19 protein-coding genes and 1 pseudogene are annotated in these 18,376 nt (G+C 43.8%); 10 read left to right on the top strand and 10 right to left on the bottom strand.

Features of this window, described 5'->3' with window-relative positions; all coding sequences use genetic code 11:
• The first annotated feature begins 162 nt into the window (after nt 1–162).
• The gene (gene asnB, locus R7044_RS16760; protein WP_005384979.1) at nt 163–1,827 is read left to right on the top strand and encodes an asparagine synthase B; all 1,665 of its coding nucleotides are present in this window, start codon (nt 163–165) and stop codon (nt 1,825–1,827) included.
• Nucleotides 1,828–1,942: 115 nt separating this feature from the next.
• On the opposite strand, the gene rfaH is transcribed toward asnB, so the two are convergent.
• The gene (rfaH, locus tag R7044_RS16755; protein WP_005382098.1) at nt 1,943–2,443 is read right to left on the bottom strand and encodes a transcription/translation regulatory transformer protein RfaH; all 501 of its coding nucleotides are present in this window, start codon (nt 2,441–2,443) and stop codon (nt 1,943–1,945) included.
• A 333-nt stretch (nt 2,444–2,776) separates the two neighbouring features.
• Between rfaH and R7044_RS16750 the strand changes: the two genes are divergently transcribed.
• Nucleotides 2,777–4,165 (top strand): peptide MFS transporter, encoded by a 1,389-nt coding sequence (locus R7044_RS16750; RefSeq protein ID WP_005382097.1) that lies wholly within the window; start codon nt 2,777–2,779, stop codon nt 4,163–4,165.
• 49 nt (nt 4,166–4,214) lie between these two features.
• Here the strand turns inward: R7044_RS16750 and hemH are convergent, their stop codons facing one another.
• The 3 genes from hemH to htpG all read right to left on the bottom strand — a co-directional run bounded on the left by hemH (nt 4,215) and on the right by htpG (nt 8,214).
• On the bottom strand, nt 4,215–5,177 hold the full coding sequence (gene hemH / locus R7044_RS16745; RefSeq protein WP_064353706.1) for a ferrochelatase: 963 nt from the start codon (nt 5,175–5,177) through the stop codon (nt 4,215–4,217).
• A 167-nt stretch (nt 5,178–5,344) separates the two neighbouring features.
• Nucleotides 5,345–5,989 (bottom strand): adenylate kinase, encoded by a 645-nt coding sequence (gene adk / locus R7044_RS16740; protein ID WP_005382094.1) that lies wholly within the window; start codon nt 5,987–5,989, stop codon nt 5,345–5,347.
• Nucleotides 5,990–6,309: 320 nt separating this feature from the next.
• Nucleotides 6,310–8,214: a molecular chaperone HtpG gene (htpG, locus tag R7044_RS16735; RefSeq protein ID WP_017819957.1), complete on the bottom strand. Its 1,905-nt coding sequence runs from the start codon at nt 8,212–8,214 to the stop codon at nt 6,310–6,312.
• Nucleotides 8,215–8,485: 271 nt separating this feature from the next.
• Here htpG and R7044_RS16730 point away from each other — a divergent pair, with 271 nt between their 5' ends.
• Genes R7044_RS16730 through R7044_RS16715 form a run of 4 tightly spaced genes read left to right on the top strand, consistent with a single transcriptional unit; the run spans nt 8,486 to nt 10,993 of the window.
• Nucleotides 8,486–9,364: a transcriptional regulator gene (locus tag R7044_RS16730; RefSeq protein WP_205390756.1), complete on the top strand. Its 879-nt coding sequence runs from the start codon at nt 8,486–8,488 to the stop codon at nt 9,362–9,364.
• Nucleotides 9,365–9,375: 11 nt separating this feature from the next.
• A complete protein-coding gene (toxS, locus tag R7044_RS16725) occupies nt 9,376–9,891 on the top strand; it encodes a transmembrane regulator ToxS (protein WP_005382091.1) in 516 nt (171 codons plus the stop codon).
• A 46-nt stretch (nt 9,892–9,937) separates the two neighbouring features.
• The gene (locus R7044_RS16720; protein ID WP_017819959.1) at nt 9,938–10,693 is read left to right on the top strand and encodes a sulfite exporter TauE/SafE family protein; all 756 of its coding nucleotides are present in this window, start codon (nt 9,938–9,940) and stop codon (nt 10,691–10,693) included.
• Nucleotides 10,694–10,714: 21 nt separating this feature from the next.
• A complete protein-coding gene (locus tag R7044_RS16715; RefSeq protein ID WP_005382088.1) occupies nt 10,715–10,993 on the top strand; it encodes a SelT/SelW/SelH family protein in 279 nt (92 codons plus the stop codon).
• 39 nt (nt 10,994–11,032) lie between these two features.
• Here R7044_RS16715 and yfcE read toward each other — a convergent pair whose 3' ends face one another.
• From yfcE to R7044_RS16685, 6 genes are all read right to left on the bottom strand, one after another.
• Nucleotides 11,033–11,578 (bottom strand): phosphodiesterase, encoded by a 546-nt coding sequence (gene yfcE / locus R7044_RS16710; RefSeq protein WP_005389637.1) that lies wholly within the window; start codon nt 11,576–11,578, stop codon nt 11,033–11,035.
• Nucleotides 11,579–11,653: 75 nt separating this feature from the next.
• Nucleotides 11,654–11,863 (bottom strand): hypothetical protein, encoded by a 210-nt coding sequence (locus tag R7044_RS16705; RefSeq protein ID WP_005382086.1) that lies wholly within the window; start codon nt 11,861–11,863, stop codon nt 11,654–11,656.
• Between the two features lie 149 nt (nt 11,864–12,012).
• The gene (locus R7044_RS16700) at nt 12,013–12,420 is read right to left on the bottom strand and encodes a CBS domain-containing protein (RefSeq protein ID WP_031781352.1); all 408 of its coding nucleotides are present in this window, start codon (nt 12,418–12,420) and stop codon (nt 12,013–12,015) included.
• On the bottom strand, nt 12,417–12,767 hold the full coding sequence (locus R7044_RS16695; protein WP_005382084.1) for a P-II family nitrogen regulator: 351 nt from the start codon (nt 12,765–12,767) through the stop codon (nt 12,417–12,419). Before R7044_RS16695 ends, R7044_RS16700 begins: the two co-directional genes overlap by 4 nt.
• Nucleotides 12,757–13,548: a DUF1538 domain-containing protein gene (locus R7044_RS16690; RefSeq protein WP_205390755.1), complete on the bottom strand. Its 792-nt coding sequence runs from the start codon at nt 13,546–13,548 to the stop codon at nt 12,757–12,759. The genes R7044_RS16695 and R7044_RS16690 overlap by 11 nt, the downstream gene beginning before the upstream one ends.
• The gene (locus tag R7044_RS16685) at nt 13,545–14,279 is read right to left on the bottom strand and encodes a DUF1538 domain-containing protein (protein ID WP_005382077.1); all 735 of its coding nucleotides are present in this window, start codon (nt 14,277–14,279) and stop codon (nt 13,545–13,547) included. The genes R7044_RS16690 and R7044_RS16685 overlap by 4 nt, the downstream gene beginning before the upstream one ends.
• A 255-nt stretch (nt 14,280–14,534) precedes the next feature.
• Between R7044_RS16685 and R7044_RS16680 the strand changes: the two genes are divergently transcribed.
• The 4 genes and pseudogenes from R7044_RS16680 to R7044_RS16665 all read left to right on the top strand — a co-directional run.
• A complete protein-coding gene (locus R7044_RS16680; RefSeq protein ID WP_205390754.1) occupies nt 14,535–15,449 on the top strand; it encodes a TIGR01777 family oxidoreductase in 915 nt (304 codons plus the stop codon).
• 44 nt (nt 15,450–15,493) lie between these two features.
• Entirely contained in the window at nt 15,494–16,321 is an 828-nt protein-coding gene (locus R7044_RS16675; RefSeq protein ID WP_025766996.1) for an SDR family oxidoreductase, read from the top strand.
• Nucleotides 16,322–16,793: 472 nt separating this feature from the next.
• Complete coding sequence (locus tag R7044_RS16670; RefSeq protein ID WP_054578026.1) at nt 16,794–17,648, top strand: co-chaperone YbbN; 855 nt, start codon at nt 16,794–16,796, stop codon at nt 17,646–17,648.
• Between the two features lie 159 nt (nt 17,649–17,807).
• Nucleotides 17,808–18,359, top strand: a pseudogene (locus tag R7044_RS16665) (SPFH domain-containing protein); the annotation flags it as partial.
• Nucleotides 18,360–18,376: the final 17 nt, after the last annotated feature.

Raw genomic sequence — 18,376 nt, 5'->3', positions numbered from 1 at the left:
CAAACCTTGATCTCATTCACCAAAACAACGGTTGAGTTAAATATTTTCCATACAACAAGGCCTTTTATCATTTTTTTAATCACAAAACGTTGCTTTTTTTATTAGTAATGGCAAATTTAAACCATACCGATTAGAAATTGTTTAGTTTAGTAAGGATGTAGTATGTGTTCAGTATTTGGCATTTTAGACATTAAAAGCGATGCAGCCGCATTGCGCCCTATCGCATTAGAGATGTCGAAAAAACTTCGTCACCGTGGCCCAGACTGGTCTGGGATTTACTCTTCAGAGCGTGCTATTTTAGCGCACGAGCGCTTGGCGATTGTTGGTCTAAATAGTGGTGCACAGCCGCTATACAGCCCTGATAAGAAGCTCATCCTTGCCGTCAATGGTGAAATCTACAACCATAAAGAAATTCGTGCTCGTTACGAAGGAAAGTACGAATTTCAAACCGATTCAGACTGTGAAGTCATTCTTGCACTTTACCAAGATATGGGTGCAGATCTCCTTGAAGAACTAAACGGTATTTTCGCTTTTGTGCTCTACGACGAAGAAAAAGATGAGTATTTAGTCGGCCGTGACCATATTGGTATTATCCCTCTTTATCAAGGTCACGATGAGCATGGTAACTACTATGTGGCATCAGAGATGAAGGCTCTTGTTCCAGTATGTAAAACAGTAAGTGAATTCCCTCCTGGTAGCTACTACAGCTCTAAAGATACTGAGCCAACACGTTACTATGTTCGTGACTGGAACGAGTACGCAGCAGTACAAGGTAACAGCACTAGCAAAGAAGAATTGACTGAAGCGCTAGAAGCGGCTGTTAAACGCCAACTAATGACTGACGTGCCTTACGGTGTACTTCTTTCAGGCGGTCTAGATTCTTCTATTACATCTGCGGTAGCAAAACGCTTTGCAGCGATGCGTATTGAAGATGATGAAAAGTCTGAAGCTTGGTGGCCTCAACTGCACTCTTTTGCTGTTGGCCTAGAAGGCGCGCCTGACCTGAAAGCAGCTCGCGAAGTTGCCGACCAAATTGGTACCGTTCACCACGAAATGACGTACACGATTCAAGAAGGTTTGGACGCGATTCGTGACGTGATTTACCACATTGAAACGTATGACGTGACGACTATCCGCGCATCAACACCTATGTTCTTAATGGGTCGTAAGATCAAAGCGATGGGTATCAAGATGGTATTGTCTGGTGAGGGCGCTGACGAAATCTTTGGTGGCTACCTTTACTTCCACAAAGCGCCAAACGCGAAAGAGTTCCACGAGGAGACAGTGCGTAAACTGCTTGCTCTGAACATGTTCGACTGTGCTCGTGCTAACAAGTCGCTGGCAGCATGGGGAGTTGAAGGACGCGTACCTTTCCTAGATAAAGAGTTCATTGATGTAGCAATGCGCTTGAACCCAGCAGACAAGATGTGTGGCAACGGTAAAATGGAGAAACACATCCTTCGTGAGTGCTTCGAGCACTACCTGCCAGAATCGATCGCATGGCGTCAAAAAGAGCAGTTCTCTGATGGCGTTGGCTACAGCTGGATCGATACGCTGAAAGAAGTAGCAGAACAGAAAGTGACAGACCAGCAGATGGAAACAGCTCAATATCGATTCCCATACAACACGCCAACGACAAAAGAAGGCTACGTGTACCGTGAAATCTTTGAAGAGTTATTCCCACTTCCATCAGCAGCAGAGTGTGTACCAGGAGGCCCTTCAGTAGCGTGTTCTTCAGCGAAGGCGATTGAATGGGATGAATCGTTCCAAAACTGTGTTGACCCATCAGGTCGTGCAGTACAGACCGTTCACAACGACTCATACTAATTCTCTACGATAAAGATAAGGGTCGGTTCGTCCAATCCTTTTAAAACAGACAGAAAATTAGATACGATCAAAAAGAGGTGCTTTTGCACCTCTTTTTATGTTTGATGGAATTAGGCTATTTTAAATCTAAATCACTATTGTCTATGCTGACAGGCACACGCTTGGTGATCATCTGAACTAGCATAATTGAGCGTTTCTCACCATCTTGTTCTTGGAAGATGGCATCTATGCCCGCAAATTGACCGCTTTTAACTCTAATTTGATCGCCTGGTTTTGGCATACATTCAGAAACGGTATTGTCATTACAACACTTTTCTAGCTGCATCAATTCGAAGACCAAGTCACCTTGAACTTCTTTCGGTTGAGCACCAAAACGCACAAAGTCAACAACACCTCGAGTAGAGCGGACTGAGGTGAAGTTTGGCCCTTGCTCATAATCAAAGTAAGCGAATACGTAACAAGGAAACAGCGGTTCCTCGACTTTTTGTCTTTTACCGCGCAAAATCTTCTCAACTTCTACAGTTGGATAAAAGCACTCTACACCTTGATTTTCAAGGTGTTGTTTCGCCCTAACCTGCTCCCCACGTTTACAATAAAGTAGATACCAACGTTTCATCTTTTTACTAGCCAATTCTATTTTGTTTTTATCCTAGCATTAAGCCAAAGTTGAGTCATTGATATTCAGTTTATCTATAAAAGTATGATTATACATCGCTCGCATTAACGACATTTTTCAGCAACTTACGACAAAGAAGTCCATAGGCAAAAATGGAAATTAAGTTTGTAACACAACCAATACACCATCATATAATCTGCAAATCCAATCAAAAACAGCCACTTAACAAACAAAAATAGTTGAATGGCAAAATTTTATTATTTGTCACTCGTTGAATTGCATTGTATACGTAGAAGTCGTTAAAAAATGTAATAACTATTATTAGAAGAGCTTATGTCAAACCAACATCAATATTTTGGTCATCCACGTGGCCTGTTCTTATTGTTCGGTACAGAACTGTGGGAACGCTTTTCTTACTACGCAATGCGTGCCATTCTCGTGCTTTACCTTACTGATACAACAATGAATGGCGGCCTTGGCTGGTCAACCAAAGACGCATTAGACCTATACGGCATATACACAGGGCTTGTGTATATCACGCCTCTTATCGGTGGTTACCTAGCAGATAACTATTTAGGTCAACGTCGCTCAATTTTGCTTGGTGGCGCGTTAATGGCCATCGGCCAGTTTACTCTTGCACTTCCTGCTGATGCTTTAGGTATTGGTTCGCTACACAGTTTCTATTTAGGTCTTGGCCTACTTATCACTGGTAACGGTCTCTTTAAGCCAAATATCTCAACCATGGTTGGCGACCTTTATCAAGAAGGTGACAACCGTCGTGACGGCGCATTCACTATCTTTTATATGGGTATCAACTTAGGTGCATTACTTGCCGGCGTCGTTTCTGGCTCTGTGACAACCTCTTACGGTTGGAAAGCTGGCTTTGTTGCCGCTGGTGTGGGTATGCTGGTTAGCCTAGTGATGCAAATGGTACTGGCTCAATCATGGCTTGGTGATATTGGTCGCGAACCAGCGGCGAAACGAGATCTAAACAACAAAAACGCCACCACGAAGCAGCCACTCACCAAAGAAGAAGTGAATCGACTAAAAGTAATTCTGGTCATGAGCTTATTCACTATTGTCTTCTGGGCAGGCTTTGAACAAGCTGGTGGTCTGATGAACATCTACACTCAACAATATACTGATCGCATGATTGGTGGTTTCGAAGTTCCTGCTGCGTGGTTCCAATCACTAAACCCATTTTTCATTATTACTCTAGCGCCAGTTCTGGCTGTCCTTTGGGTAAAATTGGGTAAACGTGAACCTACTTCGCCAGTGAAATTTGCGATGGCACTATTTTTCTTGGCGATTGGTTTCCTTTGTATGGTTGGCGCAGTGCTAGAACAAGGTGGAGATACAACAGTAAAAACATCGATGTTATGGTTGGTCGGCGCTTTCTTCTTCCACACATTAGGCGAGCTGTGTTTATCACCAATTGGTCTTTCATTGGTGACTAAATTAGCACCGCTTCGCTTAGCTTCACTTATGATGGGTGCATGGTTTGGCTGTAATGCGATTGCTAACTATGTTGCGGGCTATGTGGGTTCTCACGTAGGCGAGTTAGGCGCTATGGCTATCTTTAGTGGTATTGCGGTCAGCGCAACCGTAAGTGGCGTAATTTTGCTCCTATTCTCTAATACACTCGTTCGCTGGATGCATGGCGCTGAAAATACGCACAGCACGGCAGAGCAAGTAGAAGAGCAGCAAGTACAAGTTGCTTGATCGCTCAACTAAACGTAGAAAGGGTCGCTATTGCGACCCTTTTTTGTATCTAAAGTTTAGATTGAACTAACTCAACCATCATCTCGATATGAAGTTCACTATCGTTCAAACAAGGGATGTAGGTAAAGTTTTCACCACCTGCTTCAAGGAAAATCTCTTTACACTCTTCCGAGATCTCTTCCAACGTCTCTAAACAATCTGAAGAAAATGCAGGGGTCACAACATTAATATTTTTCACACCCTTTGCAGGAAGTGCCTCTAGGGTCTTATCGGTATAAGGTTGAAGCCACTCTTCTCTCCCAAATCGGGACTGATACGTCATGCCAATTTGTTGTTCGCTTAAACCTAACGCTTTCCCAAGCAAGCGAGTCGTCTCTTCACAATGCTGTGGGTAAACATCACCATTGTCAGCATAGCGTTTTGGAATACCATGATAAGAACACAGCAGGTAATCTCCCTGGCCATTCTTTTGCCAATGTTCACGAACTGAATGCGCTAACGCTTCAATATATTTCGGGTGATTGTAATAATCACGAATAAAGCTAAAGCCTGGCATCACCGGCAGGTTTTTAAATGCTTTAGTGATTCCGTCAGAAACCGCTGCCGTTGTTGTGCCCGAGTATTGCGGATACAAAGGTAAAACAATGACTTCATCAACGCCTTGCGCCAATAGGGCTTCAAAGCCTGATTGTAAACTTGGGTTACCATACGTCATACCAAGCTCTACAGGTATATCAAGCTTTTGTGCTAACTTTTCAGTTTGGCGTTTAGAGTACACCATCAACGGCGAGCCCTCTTCCATCCATACTGATTGATAGAGTTTGGCAACTTTAGGAGCTCGGATAGGAAGGATAACGCCGTGCAATAGTGGACACCAAAGCCATCGAGTCATGTCTACCACTCGGTGATCATGAAGAAACTGACTTAAAAAGCGCTTTACGGCAGGAGCGGTTGGTGCGTCAGGAGTTCCCAGGTTAACTAGGAGTACACCCTGTTTATTATTCTCTTTCATAACATCCTATTCATGGTAAACGGCTTGGTTCATATATTTAAGTAACCTCGAAGTAACGAATAGCCGAGCTGAAGTTAATTAGATATATGTTTACGAGTAAACTAAAAAAAGCGACCACTTGGGCCGCTTTCAATATATCAAAATATTAAATTTTTGACTTCAGCAAATTAAGATAGTGCTTTCTCGATATCCGCACTAACTTCAGCTACTTGCTTAGTACCATCAAACTTAAGGTACTTAGTCTTGCCTGCTTCAGCTTCTTTGCCGTAGTAGTTGATTAGCGGCGCAGTTTGCTCGTGGTAAACACCTAGACGAGCACGTACTGTTTCTTCTTTGTCGTCATCACGAACAACAAGATCTTCACCAGTTACATCATCTTTACCTTCCACTTTAGGCGGGTTGTAAACCACGTGGTAAGTACGACCAGAAGGAAGGTGAGCACGACGACCAGCCATACGCTCAACAATTACATCGTCTGCAACGTCAAATTCGATAACGTAGTCTACGTCTACGCCCATTTCTTTTAGGCCGTCAGCTTGAGGGATAGTACGTGGGAAACCATCTAGTAGGAAACCGTTTGCACAGTCTTCTTGAGCGATACGCTCTTTGATAAGACCAAGGATGATTTCATCAGAAACTAGCTGACCAGCGTCAATAACAGCTTTAGCTTGTTTACCAAGCTCTGTACCTGCTTTGATAGCAGCACGAAGCATATCACCAGTAGAGATTTGTGGAATACCGTATTTTTCCATGATGAAGTTTGCTTGTGTGCCTTTACCTGCACCTGGAGCACCTAGAAGAATGATGCGCATGATTTATCCTCTTTAATATTTAAGATTTATACCGAAGCTCACAATAGCTGACCTCTTAGACATCAAACCTGAGAAGCACCTGCAACGATAAGTTTCGGTATAACGTATATAGGCGAGCAAAAATACACGCCTTATTACTCACATTCAAGTCGCAGATTCTATCACAGGTTCTCTGAGCAAAGAGTGTATTAAGACTAAAGAATGTTAACAGTACCCTCTTTCACGCCCTATTGATTATTAACTCAGCACTTGAGATGCAAAATTTTGCGACAACAAACAAAAAGCTCGCGAAATGCGAGCTTTTTGATTTGCAGAGGTTATTACACCTTAGTCAAAAGTTGATTAACGGCTCCTAAGAACTCTGTTGGATCCTCAATAGAGCCTCGCTCCGCTAGCATTGCCTGACCAAGCAGAACTTCAACCCAGCGACCAAACGCTTCTTCATCGGCTTCGTCAGCCATACGCTTAACCAATTCGTGCTCAGGGTTTAGCTCAAAGATGTATTTCACTTCCGGCACAGCTTGACCAGCTGCCGCAAGAAGCTTCGCCATTTGAGTGCCCATTTCGTAATCGTCCGTTACCACAACAGCAGGCGTGGATGCGAGTTTGAAGGTCGTACGAACTTCTTTCACACGATCGCCTAGGTAAGACTTCGTGCGCTCTACAACCGACTTAAACTCTTCTTCGGTTTCTTTTTGCTTCTCTTTTTCTGCTTCATCTTCAAACTGACTTAGATCAAGCCCAGCCTTAGTGATTGACTGGAACTGTTTACCATCAAACTCAGTTAAGTAGTTCATCAGCCACTCATCAATGCGGTCGTACATCAAGATAACTTCAATGCCTTTCGCTTTGAACTGTTCTAAGTGAGGGCTGTTTTTCGCAGCTGCATAGCTGTCTGCCGTCAAGTAGTAGATCTTATCTTGACCTTCTTTCATGCGCTCAACGTAAGACGCCAAGCCCACAGTTTGCTCAGAAGAATCCACTTCAGTTGAAGCAAAGCGCAATAAACCTGCAACTTTCTCTTTGTTTGCAAAGTCCTCCGCAGGGCCCTCTTTCATCACAAGACCAAACTCTTTCCAGAATGATTGGTATTTCTCTTCGTCATTCTTGGCCATACGCTCGAGCATCGTTAGCACGCGCTTAGTACAAGCATTACGTAGAGACTGAGTCACTTTATTGTCTTGTAAAATCTCACGCGATACGTTTAGCGGTAAATCGTTTGAGTCTATTAAACCACGTACGAAGCGTAAGTATGACGGCATAAATTGCTCTGCATCGTCCATAATGAATACGCGCTGTACGTACAGTTTCAAGCCTGATTTGTGGTCGCGGTTCATCATATCCCAAGGTGCTTTCGATGGGATGTATAGTAAGCTCGTGTAGTCGTTTTTACCTTCTACACGGTTATGACTCCAGACCAAGGGATCGGCAAAGTCATGTGATACGTGTTTGTAGAACTCTTGATACTCTTCTTCTGAAATATCAGATTTGTTACGCGTCCACAGTGCTTGGGCTTTGTTGATTTGCTCCCACTTCTTCTCATCTGTTTCCTTGCCTTCGTCATCACGAACGACAGTTTGGATTGAAACAGGAATGCCGATGTGATCAGAGTACTTACTGATAACGTCACGTAGACGCCACTCATTCAAAAACTCTTTACCCTCTTCACGCATATGAAGAATGATGTCGGTACCACGTGACTCTTTGGTAATGTTTTCGATGGTGTACTCACCTTCACCCGCTGAGTGCCATTGTACCGCTTCATCAGCGGCTAGACCCGCAGCGCGAGTGCGCACGGTAACGGCGTCAGCTACGATAAATGCCGAGTAGAAACCAACACCAAACTGACCAATAAGCTGAGAGTCTTTGCTCTGCTCTTCAGATAGCTTTGAGAAAAACTCAGCTGTACCAGATTTTGCGATTGTTCCTAAGTGCTCAATCACATCATCACGGCTCATACCGATACCGTTATCAGAAATGGTTAAGGTATTTGCGCTTTCATCAAACGACAGTTTCACGCAAAGGTCTGCATTACCTTCGTATAGATCTGGGTTAGATAACGCCTGAAAGCGCAGTTTGTCTGATGCATCTGATGCGTTAGAGATCAGCTCGCGCAAAAAGATCTCTTTATTTGAATAAAGAGAATGGATCATTAAGTGCAGTAGTTGTTTTACTTCTGATTGAAAACCACGAGTTTCTTTATTTTGAGATACGGTTTCGCTCATGTGTGCTCCATAACATCTAAACTAATTGGCTTTTTCATAGGGACAAGTTTGTGACTTTCCCCTTGAAATCACCTTACCGAGATGTCATTTAACATGTGGCTGACAAATGTAAATTCAAGGTCAATATTGCTAAAAACGGTGTTTTTTTAGAAAATTTTAATTATCCTACCCGTCTAAAAGCATCTAAAATGTCGTGCGCACTCCAAGCGCCCCGGTAATTTTGTGACATAAATCACCATAATTACAACATCATCCATCTAAGAAGAACTAAATGACTAACATTGGCACCAAATTTCTACTTGCTCAAAGGTTCACCTTTGATCCAAATAGTAATTCGCTCGCTGACCAACAAAACGGCAACGACGTTGTACGATTAGGAAGCAACGAAAGCCGTATACTTCTGATGTTGGCAGAGAGACCAAACGAAGTTTTAACCCGTAACGAGCTTCACGAGTTTGTTTGGCGTGAGCAAGGTTTTGAGGTGGATGACTCAAGCCTGACTCAAGCGATTTCTACTCTGCGTAAGATGTTGAAGGATTCAACAAAATCTCCAGAGTTTGTTAAAACGGTACCTAAACGTGGCTACCAACTCATTTGTTCAGTGGAACGCTTGAGCCCATTTTCTACTGACTCTAACACTGACGCTGAAGAAACCGCTTCTGAACAAGAAGCGCCAGCAGTGGAGTTAGAAGCGAGCGATATGCCACCGACAGAGGTAGTGACCGATACTACTGCTGATATTGAGCCTCAAGTAGAGCCGACTAAAACTCAGCCGAAGCCAGCATCTAACACGATTAACTGGCTACCGCGTGTCATTATCTTTTTGTCTCTGCTGCTTCCTGTTTGCGTATTGTTATTCACGAACCCTGCGGAATCCCAATTCCGTCAAATTGGTGAGTATCAAAATGTACCAGTGATGACACCTGTAAATCACCCTCAAATCAACAACTGGTTGCCTTCAATAGAGCAATGCATTGAGCGCTACGTGAAGCACCATGCAGAAGACTCGTTGCCAGTAGAAGTGATTGCCACTGGTGGACAAAATAACCAGCTGATTCTGAACTACATTCATGACAGTAACCACTCTTACGAGAACGTAACACTGCGTATTTTCGCAGGTCAAAACGATCCAACAGACATCTGCAAATAAAGGAGGCCAATATGAAGATTAAATTAGCATCTGCGGTTTTGGCCGTATCCGTTCTTTTCAGTAGTTGGTTGTATTGGGGAAGTGACCTAAAAGTGGAGCAGCTCCTCACAGCAAACGAATGGCAGTCGACCATGGTGACAGTCATTACAGACAGCTTGCCTGACGATACTGTCGGCCCACTACGCCGAGTTAATGTTGAATCAAACGTGAAATATCTCCCTAATGGTGACTATATTCGCGTAGCAAATATAAAACTATTCGCTCAAGGTTCAACCGCAGAATCAACGATAAATATCTCGGAAAAAGGCCGCTGGGAAGTAAGTGACAACTATTTGTTGGTCTCGCCTTCGGAGTTTAAAGATATTTCATCTTCTCAATCAAAAGACTTTTCCGAAGCACAGCTACGTTTAATTACTCAAATTTTTAAGCTAGATGCAGAGCAAAGTCGTCGTATTGACGTCGTGAACGAAAAAACACTATTGCTCACTAGCTTGAACCACGGTTCTTCGGTACTGTTTAAAAACTAATTTTGATTGGATGATAAGGGGGCAAGACGCCCCCTTTGTTTTGCTTATGGATTGGCTAGATACCACTACTCTCTTTTTCGGTTCACTAATCGCCAACACGCTGGCTTCACTTTCCGGTGGCGGAGCAGGCTTGCTTCAATTCCCTTTACTCATCTTTCTCGGCTTACCGTTCTCCGTTGCGCTAGGCACACATAAGGTGGCTTCGGTCGCTTTAGGCTTAGGCGCAGCAAGCACGCATTTAAGATCAGGCACTATTAAATGGAAAGTCGCGCTCTACCTTATCTTGTCCGGCAGTATTGGCGTGATTTTAGGGGCTAACTTAATTGTACAGATCCCTGATGGTATCGCGGAAAAGATGCTCGGCACGATGATCCTAGCGCTGGGTATCTACTCGCGACTTAAGACATCGCTAGGCCAAGCTGAAGTAATACGCAACCGTCATCCTATTGGTTGGGTTATTGGTGGAATTGGCTTACTGTTTATCGGCATCATTAACGGATCTCTTACCGCAGGTTCTGGTTTGCTCGTGACACTATTTTTGGTGCGCTGGTTTGGTTACGACTACAAACAAGCCGTTGCTTACACCATGATTTGTGTCGGCCTGTTTTGGAATGGCATTGGAGGCATTGCCGTCGTACAGGCAGGGGCGCCTATTCACTGGGCTTGGTTACCTGTTTTATTGTTAAGCTCTTTTCTAGGCGGCAGTTTAGGCGCATGGGCCGCGACTCGATACAGTAACAGAGTGATTAAAGTTGCATTCGAAATTCTCACGTTTGCGGTGGGCATCAAGTTGCTGGTTTAAAAAGATTAAAAGGAAAGTTTCATGGATAAAGCAATCATTGATATTTATTACTGCCGCCAGTGCAACTGGATGTTGCGTTCAACTTGGCTATCGCAAGAATTACTGCATACTTTTAGTGAAGAAATAGAAACAATCAGCTTACACCCAGACACAGGTGGTCGCTTCGAAATTTTCTGTAATGGCCAGCAAATTTGGGAACGGAAAAAAGACAGCGGCTTTCCTGAAGCCAAGGTGCTAAAACAGCGCGTTAGAGACATTATCGACCCAGAACGCGATTTAGGACATTCAGACACAAAATAGGGAGCAATTCGCTCCCTATTTTTTTACTTAGTAAAACCGTTAAATCATGGTTTGTGCTAATACTTCGCCTTCTGGCGTTTTTACCGTTAGCTTATTGTCTTCTAGAGTACCAAAGCTTCTCGGTAAGCCATTACGTGGGAATGTCATCGAGCCTGGGTTGAATATAATGGCTCCGTCTTGCATCTCTGCGACGGGAACATGTGTATGACCGTGGGCGATAATATCACCTTCACGCAGTGGCGGCCGTTTTTCAGAGTTGTACAAGTGACCATGAGTCAAAAAGATTCTCTTGCCAGATTCAAGTAGCACCCATGAGTAATCCATCATCATTGGAAACTTTAATAGCATTTGGTCCACTTCACTATCACAGTTGCCACGTACAGAAATAATTTGATCACTGTATTGGTTCAATAAGTCTGCTACCTGTGGAGGGTTGTAGCCTTCTGGAATAGGGTTTCGCGGCCCATGGTTTAGCGTATCTCCTAGCAAAATCAGGTGGTGCGCACCAGAGGCCAAAAATAGATCAATGGTTTCTTTAGTTGCTGGCAAAGAGCCATGCAGGTCTGAGGCAAAAAATAGTTTCACGACATCGTCTCCTCAAAAAGTATGAGGTCATTCTACGGCATTTTTTTAGCAGCTCAACCTACGACGGTTTGAATACTACTGATAGCGCAATGATTCAATGACCATAGGCAAAACATAGAACCATGCTGCATACGCTGTTCCAACCAACACCAGTATCCAAAACACCATCGACATAAATTTTGATTTGGCTAGATGGTGCAGCGGATCGGGCTCTCCGCATCCTGGACATGCATGAGCGCGTTTTGAGATTTGTTTCTCACACACGGGGCAAGAGACTAAAGGCATGATACAGATTCCTCGACATTAGGCTTAGGGCGCAAAGAATAATGGTGAATTAACACATATGCAACCTAACATATATTAAATATTTTAGTTCTTTGTAACAGTCGCTGACTTGAGAAAAAATTCGTTGATTTTTCATTTATATCAACCTATTACACTTCTTCTCGCACCATACCGTTGATAACAATATTGTTATAACTCACCATCCCAATGACCTCGCCACTTTCAATGACCGGCGCTCTGCTTATGCCAAATCGCTCAAACAAACGTGCACAATATTTTACGTTCATATCTGGTTCGACACACAAAGCGGGCTTGGTCATGATTTCATAAATATTTGTGCGCTGAGGAGAACGATTATTCGCCAGCACCTTTTTGGCGATATCATTCATCAACACGATGCCATATTCATCATTATCATCTCGCTTTTTCACCACCAGTGCTTTGACTTGGTATTTTTTCGCTAGCGTTATGCCTTCATAAACTGTCATTAGCCCATCAACCATGACATAAGTAGCCGCCATTACATCTCGAACTCTAATTATCGTTTGACTGCTCATAACTCATCCTCAACCACTTTGGTCAACGTTTCTACTTGATGCGCGACACCGACTGCATCTTCAATATCGATCTGAATAGCAATGCCCTGCCCCGACTCTCTGTCGAATTCACCAACCTCATTAATGGTCTCTAATATGTGTCGAGAAAGATGTTCCTCGACTACAAACAGCAGCACATCTTTTTGCACTTCTAGCGTTAAACCAAAAAACGTTCGCTTTTGATTTAAACCTTGCCCGCGAGCATTGTTAATCACTGTAGCACCGGTCGCACCAGCATCGCGTGCAGCGTCCAACACCTTGTCTGTTTTGCTGTCTTCAACAAACGCAAGTATCAATTTAAAGCGCATTTTCTTCTTCCTCCGAGACGTTTTTATTCAGCCACTGGGTTATTTGCGCATAGCCCATCACAGAGATCATAGGAAATAGACTGGCAAACGCGATCAAGCCAAAGCCATCAATCATTGGGTTTCTTCCAGGGACGGTCGAAGCAAGCCCTAACCCTAATGCAGTTACAAGTGGGACAGTGACGGTAGAAGTTGTTACGCCTCCAGAATCGTAGGCGAGTGGAACAATAAGCTTAGGAGCGTAAAACGTTTGAATCACAACGACGATGTAACCCGCGATGATGTAATAATGAATGGGATCGCCCACGACAATCCGGTAACTACCTAATGCAATACCAATTGCCACCCCAAACGCAACGGCTACGCGCAAGCCGTTAATACTGATACTGCCTCCAGAGACTTGGTTTGCTTTTATCGCTACAGCGATTAAAGAAGGCTCTGCAATCGTGGTACTAAAGCCTATAAAAAAGGCGAAGGTGTAAACCCAATAATAGTCGACCCACATTAAGGCTTTCCCTACCGATACTTTGAACTCTTGTAAAAACTCCGGCGCCGTTAATTGCACAGCCATCGTCTCCCCAAGTGGAAACAATGCCATTTCTAATCCAAGTAAAAAAAGAGCTAGCCCGAGAATCACATAAACGAACCCAAGCAAAACTTTCTTAAGGTTGCTAACAGGACGCCTTAACACCGCTAACTGAAAACCAAAAATAATGCTGGCGATGGGAACGACGTCTCGAACGGTCGATAATAAAGTGTCTAGGAAATGATCAATTGAAATCATGTTACGACCATTCCGTAAACCATCACAAACATCATCGGTAACAGCGAGGCAAAAGCGATTAAACCAAAGCCATCCACCATAGGGTTGCGCCCTTTAATAGAAGACGCTAAACCGACGCCCAGTGCAGTGACCAAAGGTACTGTTATGGTGGACGTGGTTACACCTCCGGAATCGTAAGCGACGCCAATAATGGCTTCAGGTGCAAACCACGTCAGTATTACAACGCCTACATAGCCACCAATGATCATGTAATGAATCGGCCACCCTTTTAAGATACGCAAAACGCCGATAACGATGGCTATCCCCACAGAGAGAGCTACTGTTACTCGAAGTCCTTCTCCGTAATCCTGCATGGACTGCTCTGAGTTAGCGATCATTCCGCCCTCTGCCGCAACTTCTGAGGCTTCTTCCGCTACCGCGGTCAATGCAGGTTCAGCTATCGTGGTGCCAAACCCCAAACAAAACGCAAAGACTAATAACCAAAACACACTGCCTTTTTTTGCAAAGGCTTGAGCCATACTCTCTCCGATAGGAAAAAGACCAAGTTCTAGGCCAAAGATAAAAAAGGTTAATCCTAAAACGACAAGCAACAAGCCAAAAAGAATGGAGACCAGGTTGGGCAGCGGCTCTTGCAAAACGACTAATTGGAAAAAAGTGATAACAATGATGATGGGTAATAAGTCACGAGCACTATTGAGGAGCGCTCGAAAAAGCGCAACAAATGCTTCCATGCCTATCCTCCTTGATTGTGCAAACTGATTACGCTCGTTCCAATGAGCGATAACTTCTAGTCTGGCATAGATTTCACTCTTCTACCGTGAATGCACTAGCGCCATCTATAACATTTAGTTACATATTTTCTAATATGTGAAGTTAATAGTATCTCTGCCAGCTTGTCACTATCCCAGAAATAATGGTGTTGAGATGATCAAGCTAAGCACAAAGCGACTATAATGTTCTAATACGTGTACATTCAAAGAGATAACATGAAGATATTACTCACAGGTGGCACTGGGTTTATTGGCTCGGAGTTGCTCAAGCTGCTATCAACTCACCAGGTTATGCTACTTACACGCTCTCCAGAGCGAGCAAAACAACGCCTACAGCATGCTGATCTGGGTAATATCGAATACCTTGACTCGCTCGAGTCGTTCGCCGATCTCAATCACGTTGATGCCGTCATTAATCTTGCAGGTGAGCCTATTGCGGATAAAAGGTGGACCAGCGAGCAAAAAGAAAAAATCTGCAAAAGTCGTTGGAAAATTACCGAGCAAATTGTTGAGCTGATCCACGCAAGCACCGAACCTCCCTCTGTTTTTATTAGTGGCTCGGCAGTTGGCTACTATGGTGATCAACAAGACCATCCGTTTGATGAGTGCTTACATGTTAATCGCGACGACTTTCCTCACGAGGTTTGTGCAAAGTGGGAGCAAATAGCCAAGCGCGCAGAGTCGGAGCAAACTCGGGTTTGTCTAATGAGAACTGGCGTGGTACTCGGCCTTAATGGTGGTGCGTTAGCAAAGATGCTATTACCTTACAAGCTTGGCGTAGGCGGCCCACTTGGGAACGGTAATCAGTACATGCCTTGGATTCACATCCTAGATATGATCCGCGCTATCATGTACTTGCTTGAAACACCACATGCCCACGGTGCATTCAATATGTGCGCCCCCCATCCTGTGACTAATCGTATATTCAGCGGCACACTAGCTAAAACGCTAAAACGTCCGCATATCTTGTTCACGCCTAAATGGGCGATGGAACTCCTAATGGGAGAATCTTCCTGCTTGTTGTTTGATAGCATGAGAGCCAAACCCAAAAAACTCACCGAACTGGGCTTTAAATTTAGCTACTCCAGAATAGAGCCAGCACTCAAGCACTTGCTTCATGACCGGAGCTGATGAATGATGGCTCCAATCAATGTTTCTGAGTCTTAAATTAAATTATGAAAAAGTCGATTCTTATTACGGGTTGTTCAACCGGCATCGGTTACGTGTGCGCTCACGCCCTACAAAACAAGGGATTTAATGTCATTGCATCTTGTAGGAAAGAACAAGATGTCCAGCGCCTAATTAATGAAGGGCTAACCTGCATCAATCTAGACCTAAATAGCCCAGAAAGCATTTCTTCGGGCGTGAAGCAAGCGCTAGAGTTAGCAGAAGGTAAGCTTTACGCAGTGTTCAATAATGGTGCCTATGGTCAGCCCGGAGCACTGGAAGACTTACCCACCGAGGCTCTTCAAGATCAATTTCAGACCAACTTTTTTGGTTGGCACCAGTTGGTCAGAGAGGTGCTTCCTCATATGCGCCAGCAAGGCGAAGGACGCATCATACAAAACAGCTCTGTTCTTGGTTTTGCCGCAATGAAATACCGTGGTGCCTATAATGCATCAAAATTTGCCTTAGAAGGCTGGACAGATACGCTCAGGCTAGAGCTTGCGGATACGAATATCAAAGTGGCATTGATAGAACCAGGACCGATCGAAACTCAATTTAGAAACAATGCATTACGAGCCTTTGAGAAGTGGGTTGATATTGAATCTAGCCCCCATCGTCATGCTTATGAAGGACAAAGAGAGCGACTCAACAACGACAAGTCTAATAATCGATTTGTTTTGCCTGCAGAGTCGTGCATCGCACCAGTTCTTCATGCATTAACTAGCGTTTCACCGAAAATTCGTTATCGAATTACTACACCGACTAAATTATTCGCAGTCTTGAAAAGACTATTACCAACCCGTGTACTTGATAAAATTTTGCGACAGGCTGCATAAAAAAGTTTTGTCGAAATGTAATTTCACCGTAACAATGTGATGTCATTATGAACATGTAGGTTAAAAAAACCTCAACTAAACGAATCAATTTCTACGCAATTCAGCGGGGATTCTTTCGCCCAAAGTGATTGAGTTGCTTAGATTTGGTATCGCCACCCATTACGTTTTGTAGCAATGTTTATACTACTGCGAGGCAACAATGACATTAAATCAGCTTAACTGGCTTAGTGTGGGTGTAGTGTTGACCATGTTCATCCTATTTTGATACCGCACTAACAAATAGCATTAGAATTGCGCTGCTTCGGCAGCGTTTTCTTTTTATCTAACACCTGAGCAGCAATAACCTCACTCTATTACCTCACGTTTTCTCAAAATAGAATGATTCATTATTGATGGTGAATGTCGCTTGAATTTCACCTAAATCAACTCCATATCTAATATCAACGACAAGACACAAGGCAAGGATACTCTGATGCAATCCCCATTTATCGTTGAGATAACAGAACAGAACTTTCGCGAAACGCTTGAAGGATCAATGAACACGCCCGTTTTGATCCACTTTTGGGCCAACGCTCAGCCAGAAAGCGCACAGATACTCCCTGAGTTGCAATCTCTTGCTCAACAGTACAACGGTGCATTTACGCTTGCTCTACTAAATTGTGAAGATCAGCCCGCTTTAGCGTCTCAATTTGGCGTGCAAGTATTGCCAACTATCGCGCTGTTTATAAATGGTCAAGCCGTCGATGGTCTGGGAGGCCCCCAGCCAATTGATGCCATTGCTACCATGCTACAAAAGCATTTGCCAAGCCCAGATGAACAACTATTAAAACAAGTCAGTGAACTTCTTCAGCAAGGTGAGCATGCTCAGGCTTTGAGCATCATCCACACTTTGCCGCCAGAGCTGCAAGAGCGTGGTGATGTGAAACTCGCGATGGCTGATTGTTTGCTAGAAACCAAACAATTTGATATTGCCCAAGAACTACTGAACGCTATCCCTCTCGAGTATCAAGATAACTACTACAAGAGCCTAATAGCCAAGCTCGAGCTGCATTTGCAGGCTGCAGATAGCCCTGAGTTACAGCGACTAGAACAAGCATACGCAGCAGACATGGCAAACTTCGAACTCGCTTGTGAATTGGCGGTACAATACAACCAAGTTGGTCGGGATGAAGAAGCGTTGGAACTGCTGTGGAATATTCTTAAAAAAGACTTGGGCGCCCAAGACGGTGAAGTGAAGAAGACTTTTATGGATATTCTCAGTGCGCTAGGTCAAGGTAACGCATTAGCAAGCAAATATCGTCGCCAGCTTTACTCAATTTTGTACTAAGCGTCGCATTCTTCTAGGAAGAAGACAACAAAGGCCGGGATTTCCGGCCTTTGTCATATAAAAAACCAATAACCTCTCAAAGGTCTCAGAACTTCAATTGTCTATTGTCTATAAATAGGTAAAAATGGATCGAATATTATGCACTTAAGGGAATAACTCATGCCAATTGATTCACTGATCACCATCGGTATTTTCGTCGTTCTTGCTGTCGTTATCTTATCTTCAGCCATTAAAACGGTTCCGCAAGGAAACAACTGGACAGTTGAACGCTTCGGACGCTACACCCACACATTAAAGCCGGGTTTAAACTTGATCATTCCATTCGTTGATAAAGTTGGTCAAAAAGTAAATATGATGGAGCGCGTTCTCGATATTCCTGCGCAAGAGGTCATTTCAAAAGATAACGCTAACGTGGTTATTGACGCTGTCGGATTTGTTCAAGTGATCGATGCTGCCAAAGCGGCTTATGAAGTCAACGACTTAGAACACGCTATTAGAAACTTGACCCTTACCAACATTCGTACCGTTTTAGGTTCAATGGAACTGGACGAAATGCTGAGCCAACGCGACATGATCAACTCTAAGCTGTTGGCGATTGTTGACCAAGCAACAAACCCTTGGGGCGTAAAAGTCACACGAATTGAGATTAAAGATGTCCAGCCACCAGCCGATCTGACCGCTGCAATGAATGCGCAAATGAAAGCCGAGCGTGAGATTTTCTGGACACC

It is taken from the genome of Vibrio sp. 1402 (genome assembly GCF_033340275.1).
This window is presented reverse-complemented; position numbering and strand designations above follow the sequence as displayed.

What these genes read in the sequence shown, in the direction of transcription:
- asnB (WP_005384979.1), top strand. Translation starts at nt 163, where the DNA reads ATGTGTTCAGTATTTGGCATTTTAGACATTAAAAGCGATGCAGCCGCA.
- rfaH (WP_005382098.1), bottom strand. Translation starts at nt 2,443, where the DNA reads ATGAAACGTTGGTATCTACTTTATTGTAAACGTGGGGAGCAGGTTAGG.
- R7044_RS16750 (WP_005382097.1), top strand. Translation starts at nt 2,777, where the DNA reads ATGTCAAACCAACATCAATATTTTGGTCATCCACGTGGCCTGTTCTTA.
- hemH (WP_064353706.1), bottom strand. Translation starts at nt 5,177, where the DNA reads ATGAAAGAGAATAATAAACAGGGTGTACTCCTAGTTAACCTGGGAACT.
- adk (WP_005382094.1), bottom strand. Translation starts at nt 5,989, where the DNA reads ATGCGCATCATTCTTCTAGGTGCTCCAGGTGCAGGTAAAGGCACACAA.
- htpG (WP_017819957.1), bottom strand. Translation starts at nt 8,214, where the DNA reads ATGAGCGAAACCGTATCTCAAAATAAAGAAACTCGTGGTTTTCAATCA.
- R7044_RS16730 (WP_205390756.1), top strand. Translation starts at nt 8,486, where the DNA reads ATGACTAACATTGGCACCAAATTTCTACTTGCTCAAAGGTTCACCTTT.
- toxS (WP_005382091.1), top strand. Translation starts at nt 9,376, where the DNA reads ATGAAGATTAAATTAGCATCTGCGGTTTTGGCCGTATCCGTTCTTTTC.
- R7044_RS16720 (WP_017819959.1), top strand. Translation starts at nt 9,938, where the DNA reads ATGGATTGGCTAGATACCACTACTCTCTTTTTCGGTTCACTAATCGCC.
- R7044_RS16715 (WP_005382088.1), top strand. Translation starts at nt 10,715, where the DNA reads ATGGATAAAGCAATCATTGATATTTATTACTGCCGCCAGTGCAACTGG.
- R7044_RS16705 (WP_005382086.1), bottom strand. Translation starts at nt 11,863, where the DNA reads ATGCCTTTAGTCTCTTGCCCCGTGTGTGAGAAACAAATCTCAAAACGC.
- R7044_RS16700 (WP_031781352.1), bottom strand. Translation starts at nt 12,420, where the DNA reads ATGAGCAGTCAAACGATAATTAGAGTTCGAGATGTAATGGCGGCTACT.
- R7044_RS16695 (WP_005382084.1), bottom strand. Translation starts at nt 12,767, where the DNA reads ATGCGCTTTAAATTGATACTTGCGTTTGTTGAAGACAGCAAAACAGAC.
- R7044_RS16690 (WP_205390755.1), bottom strand. Translation starts at nt 13,548, where the DNA reads ATGATTTCAATTGATCATTTCCTAGACACTTTATTATCGACCGTTCGA.
- R7044_RS16685 (WP_005382077.1), bottom strand. Translation starts at nt 14,279, where the DNA reads ATGGAAGCATTTGTTGCGCTTTTTCGAGCGCTCCTCAATAGTGCTCGT.
- R7044_RS16680 (WP_205390754.1), top strand. Translation starts at nt 14,535, where the DNA reads ATGAAGATATTACTCACAGGTGGCACTGGGTTTATTGGCTCGGAGTTG.
- R7044_RS16675 (WP_025766996.1), top strand. Translation starts at nt 15,494, where the DNA reads ATGAAAAAGTCGATTCTTATTACGGGTTGTTCAACCGGCATCGGTTAC.
- R7044_RS16670 (WP_054578026.1), top strand. Translation starts at nt 16,794, where the DNA reads ATGCAATCCCCATTTATCGTTGAGATAACAGAACAGAACTTTCGCGAA.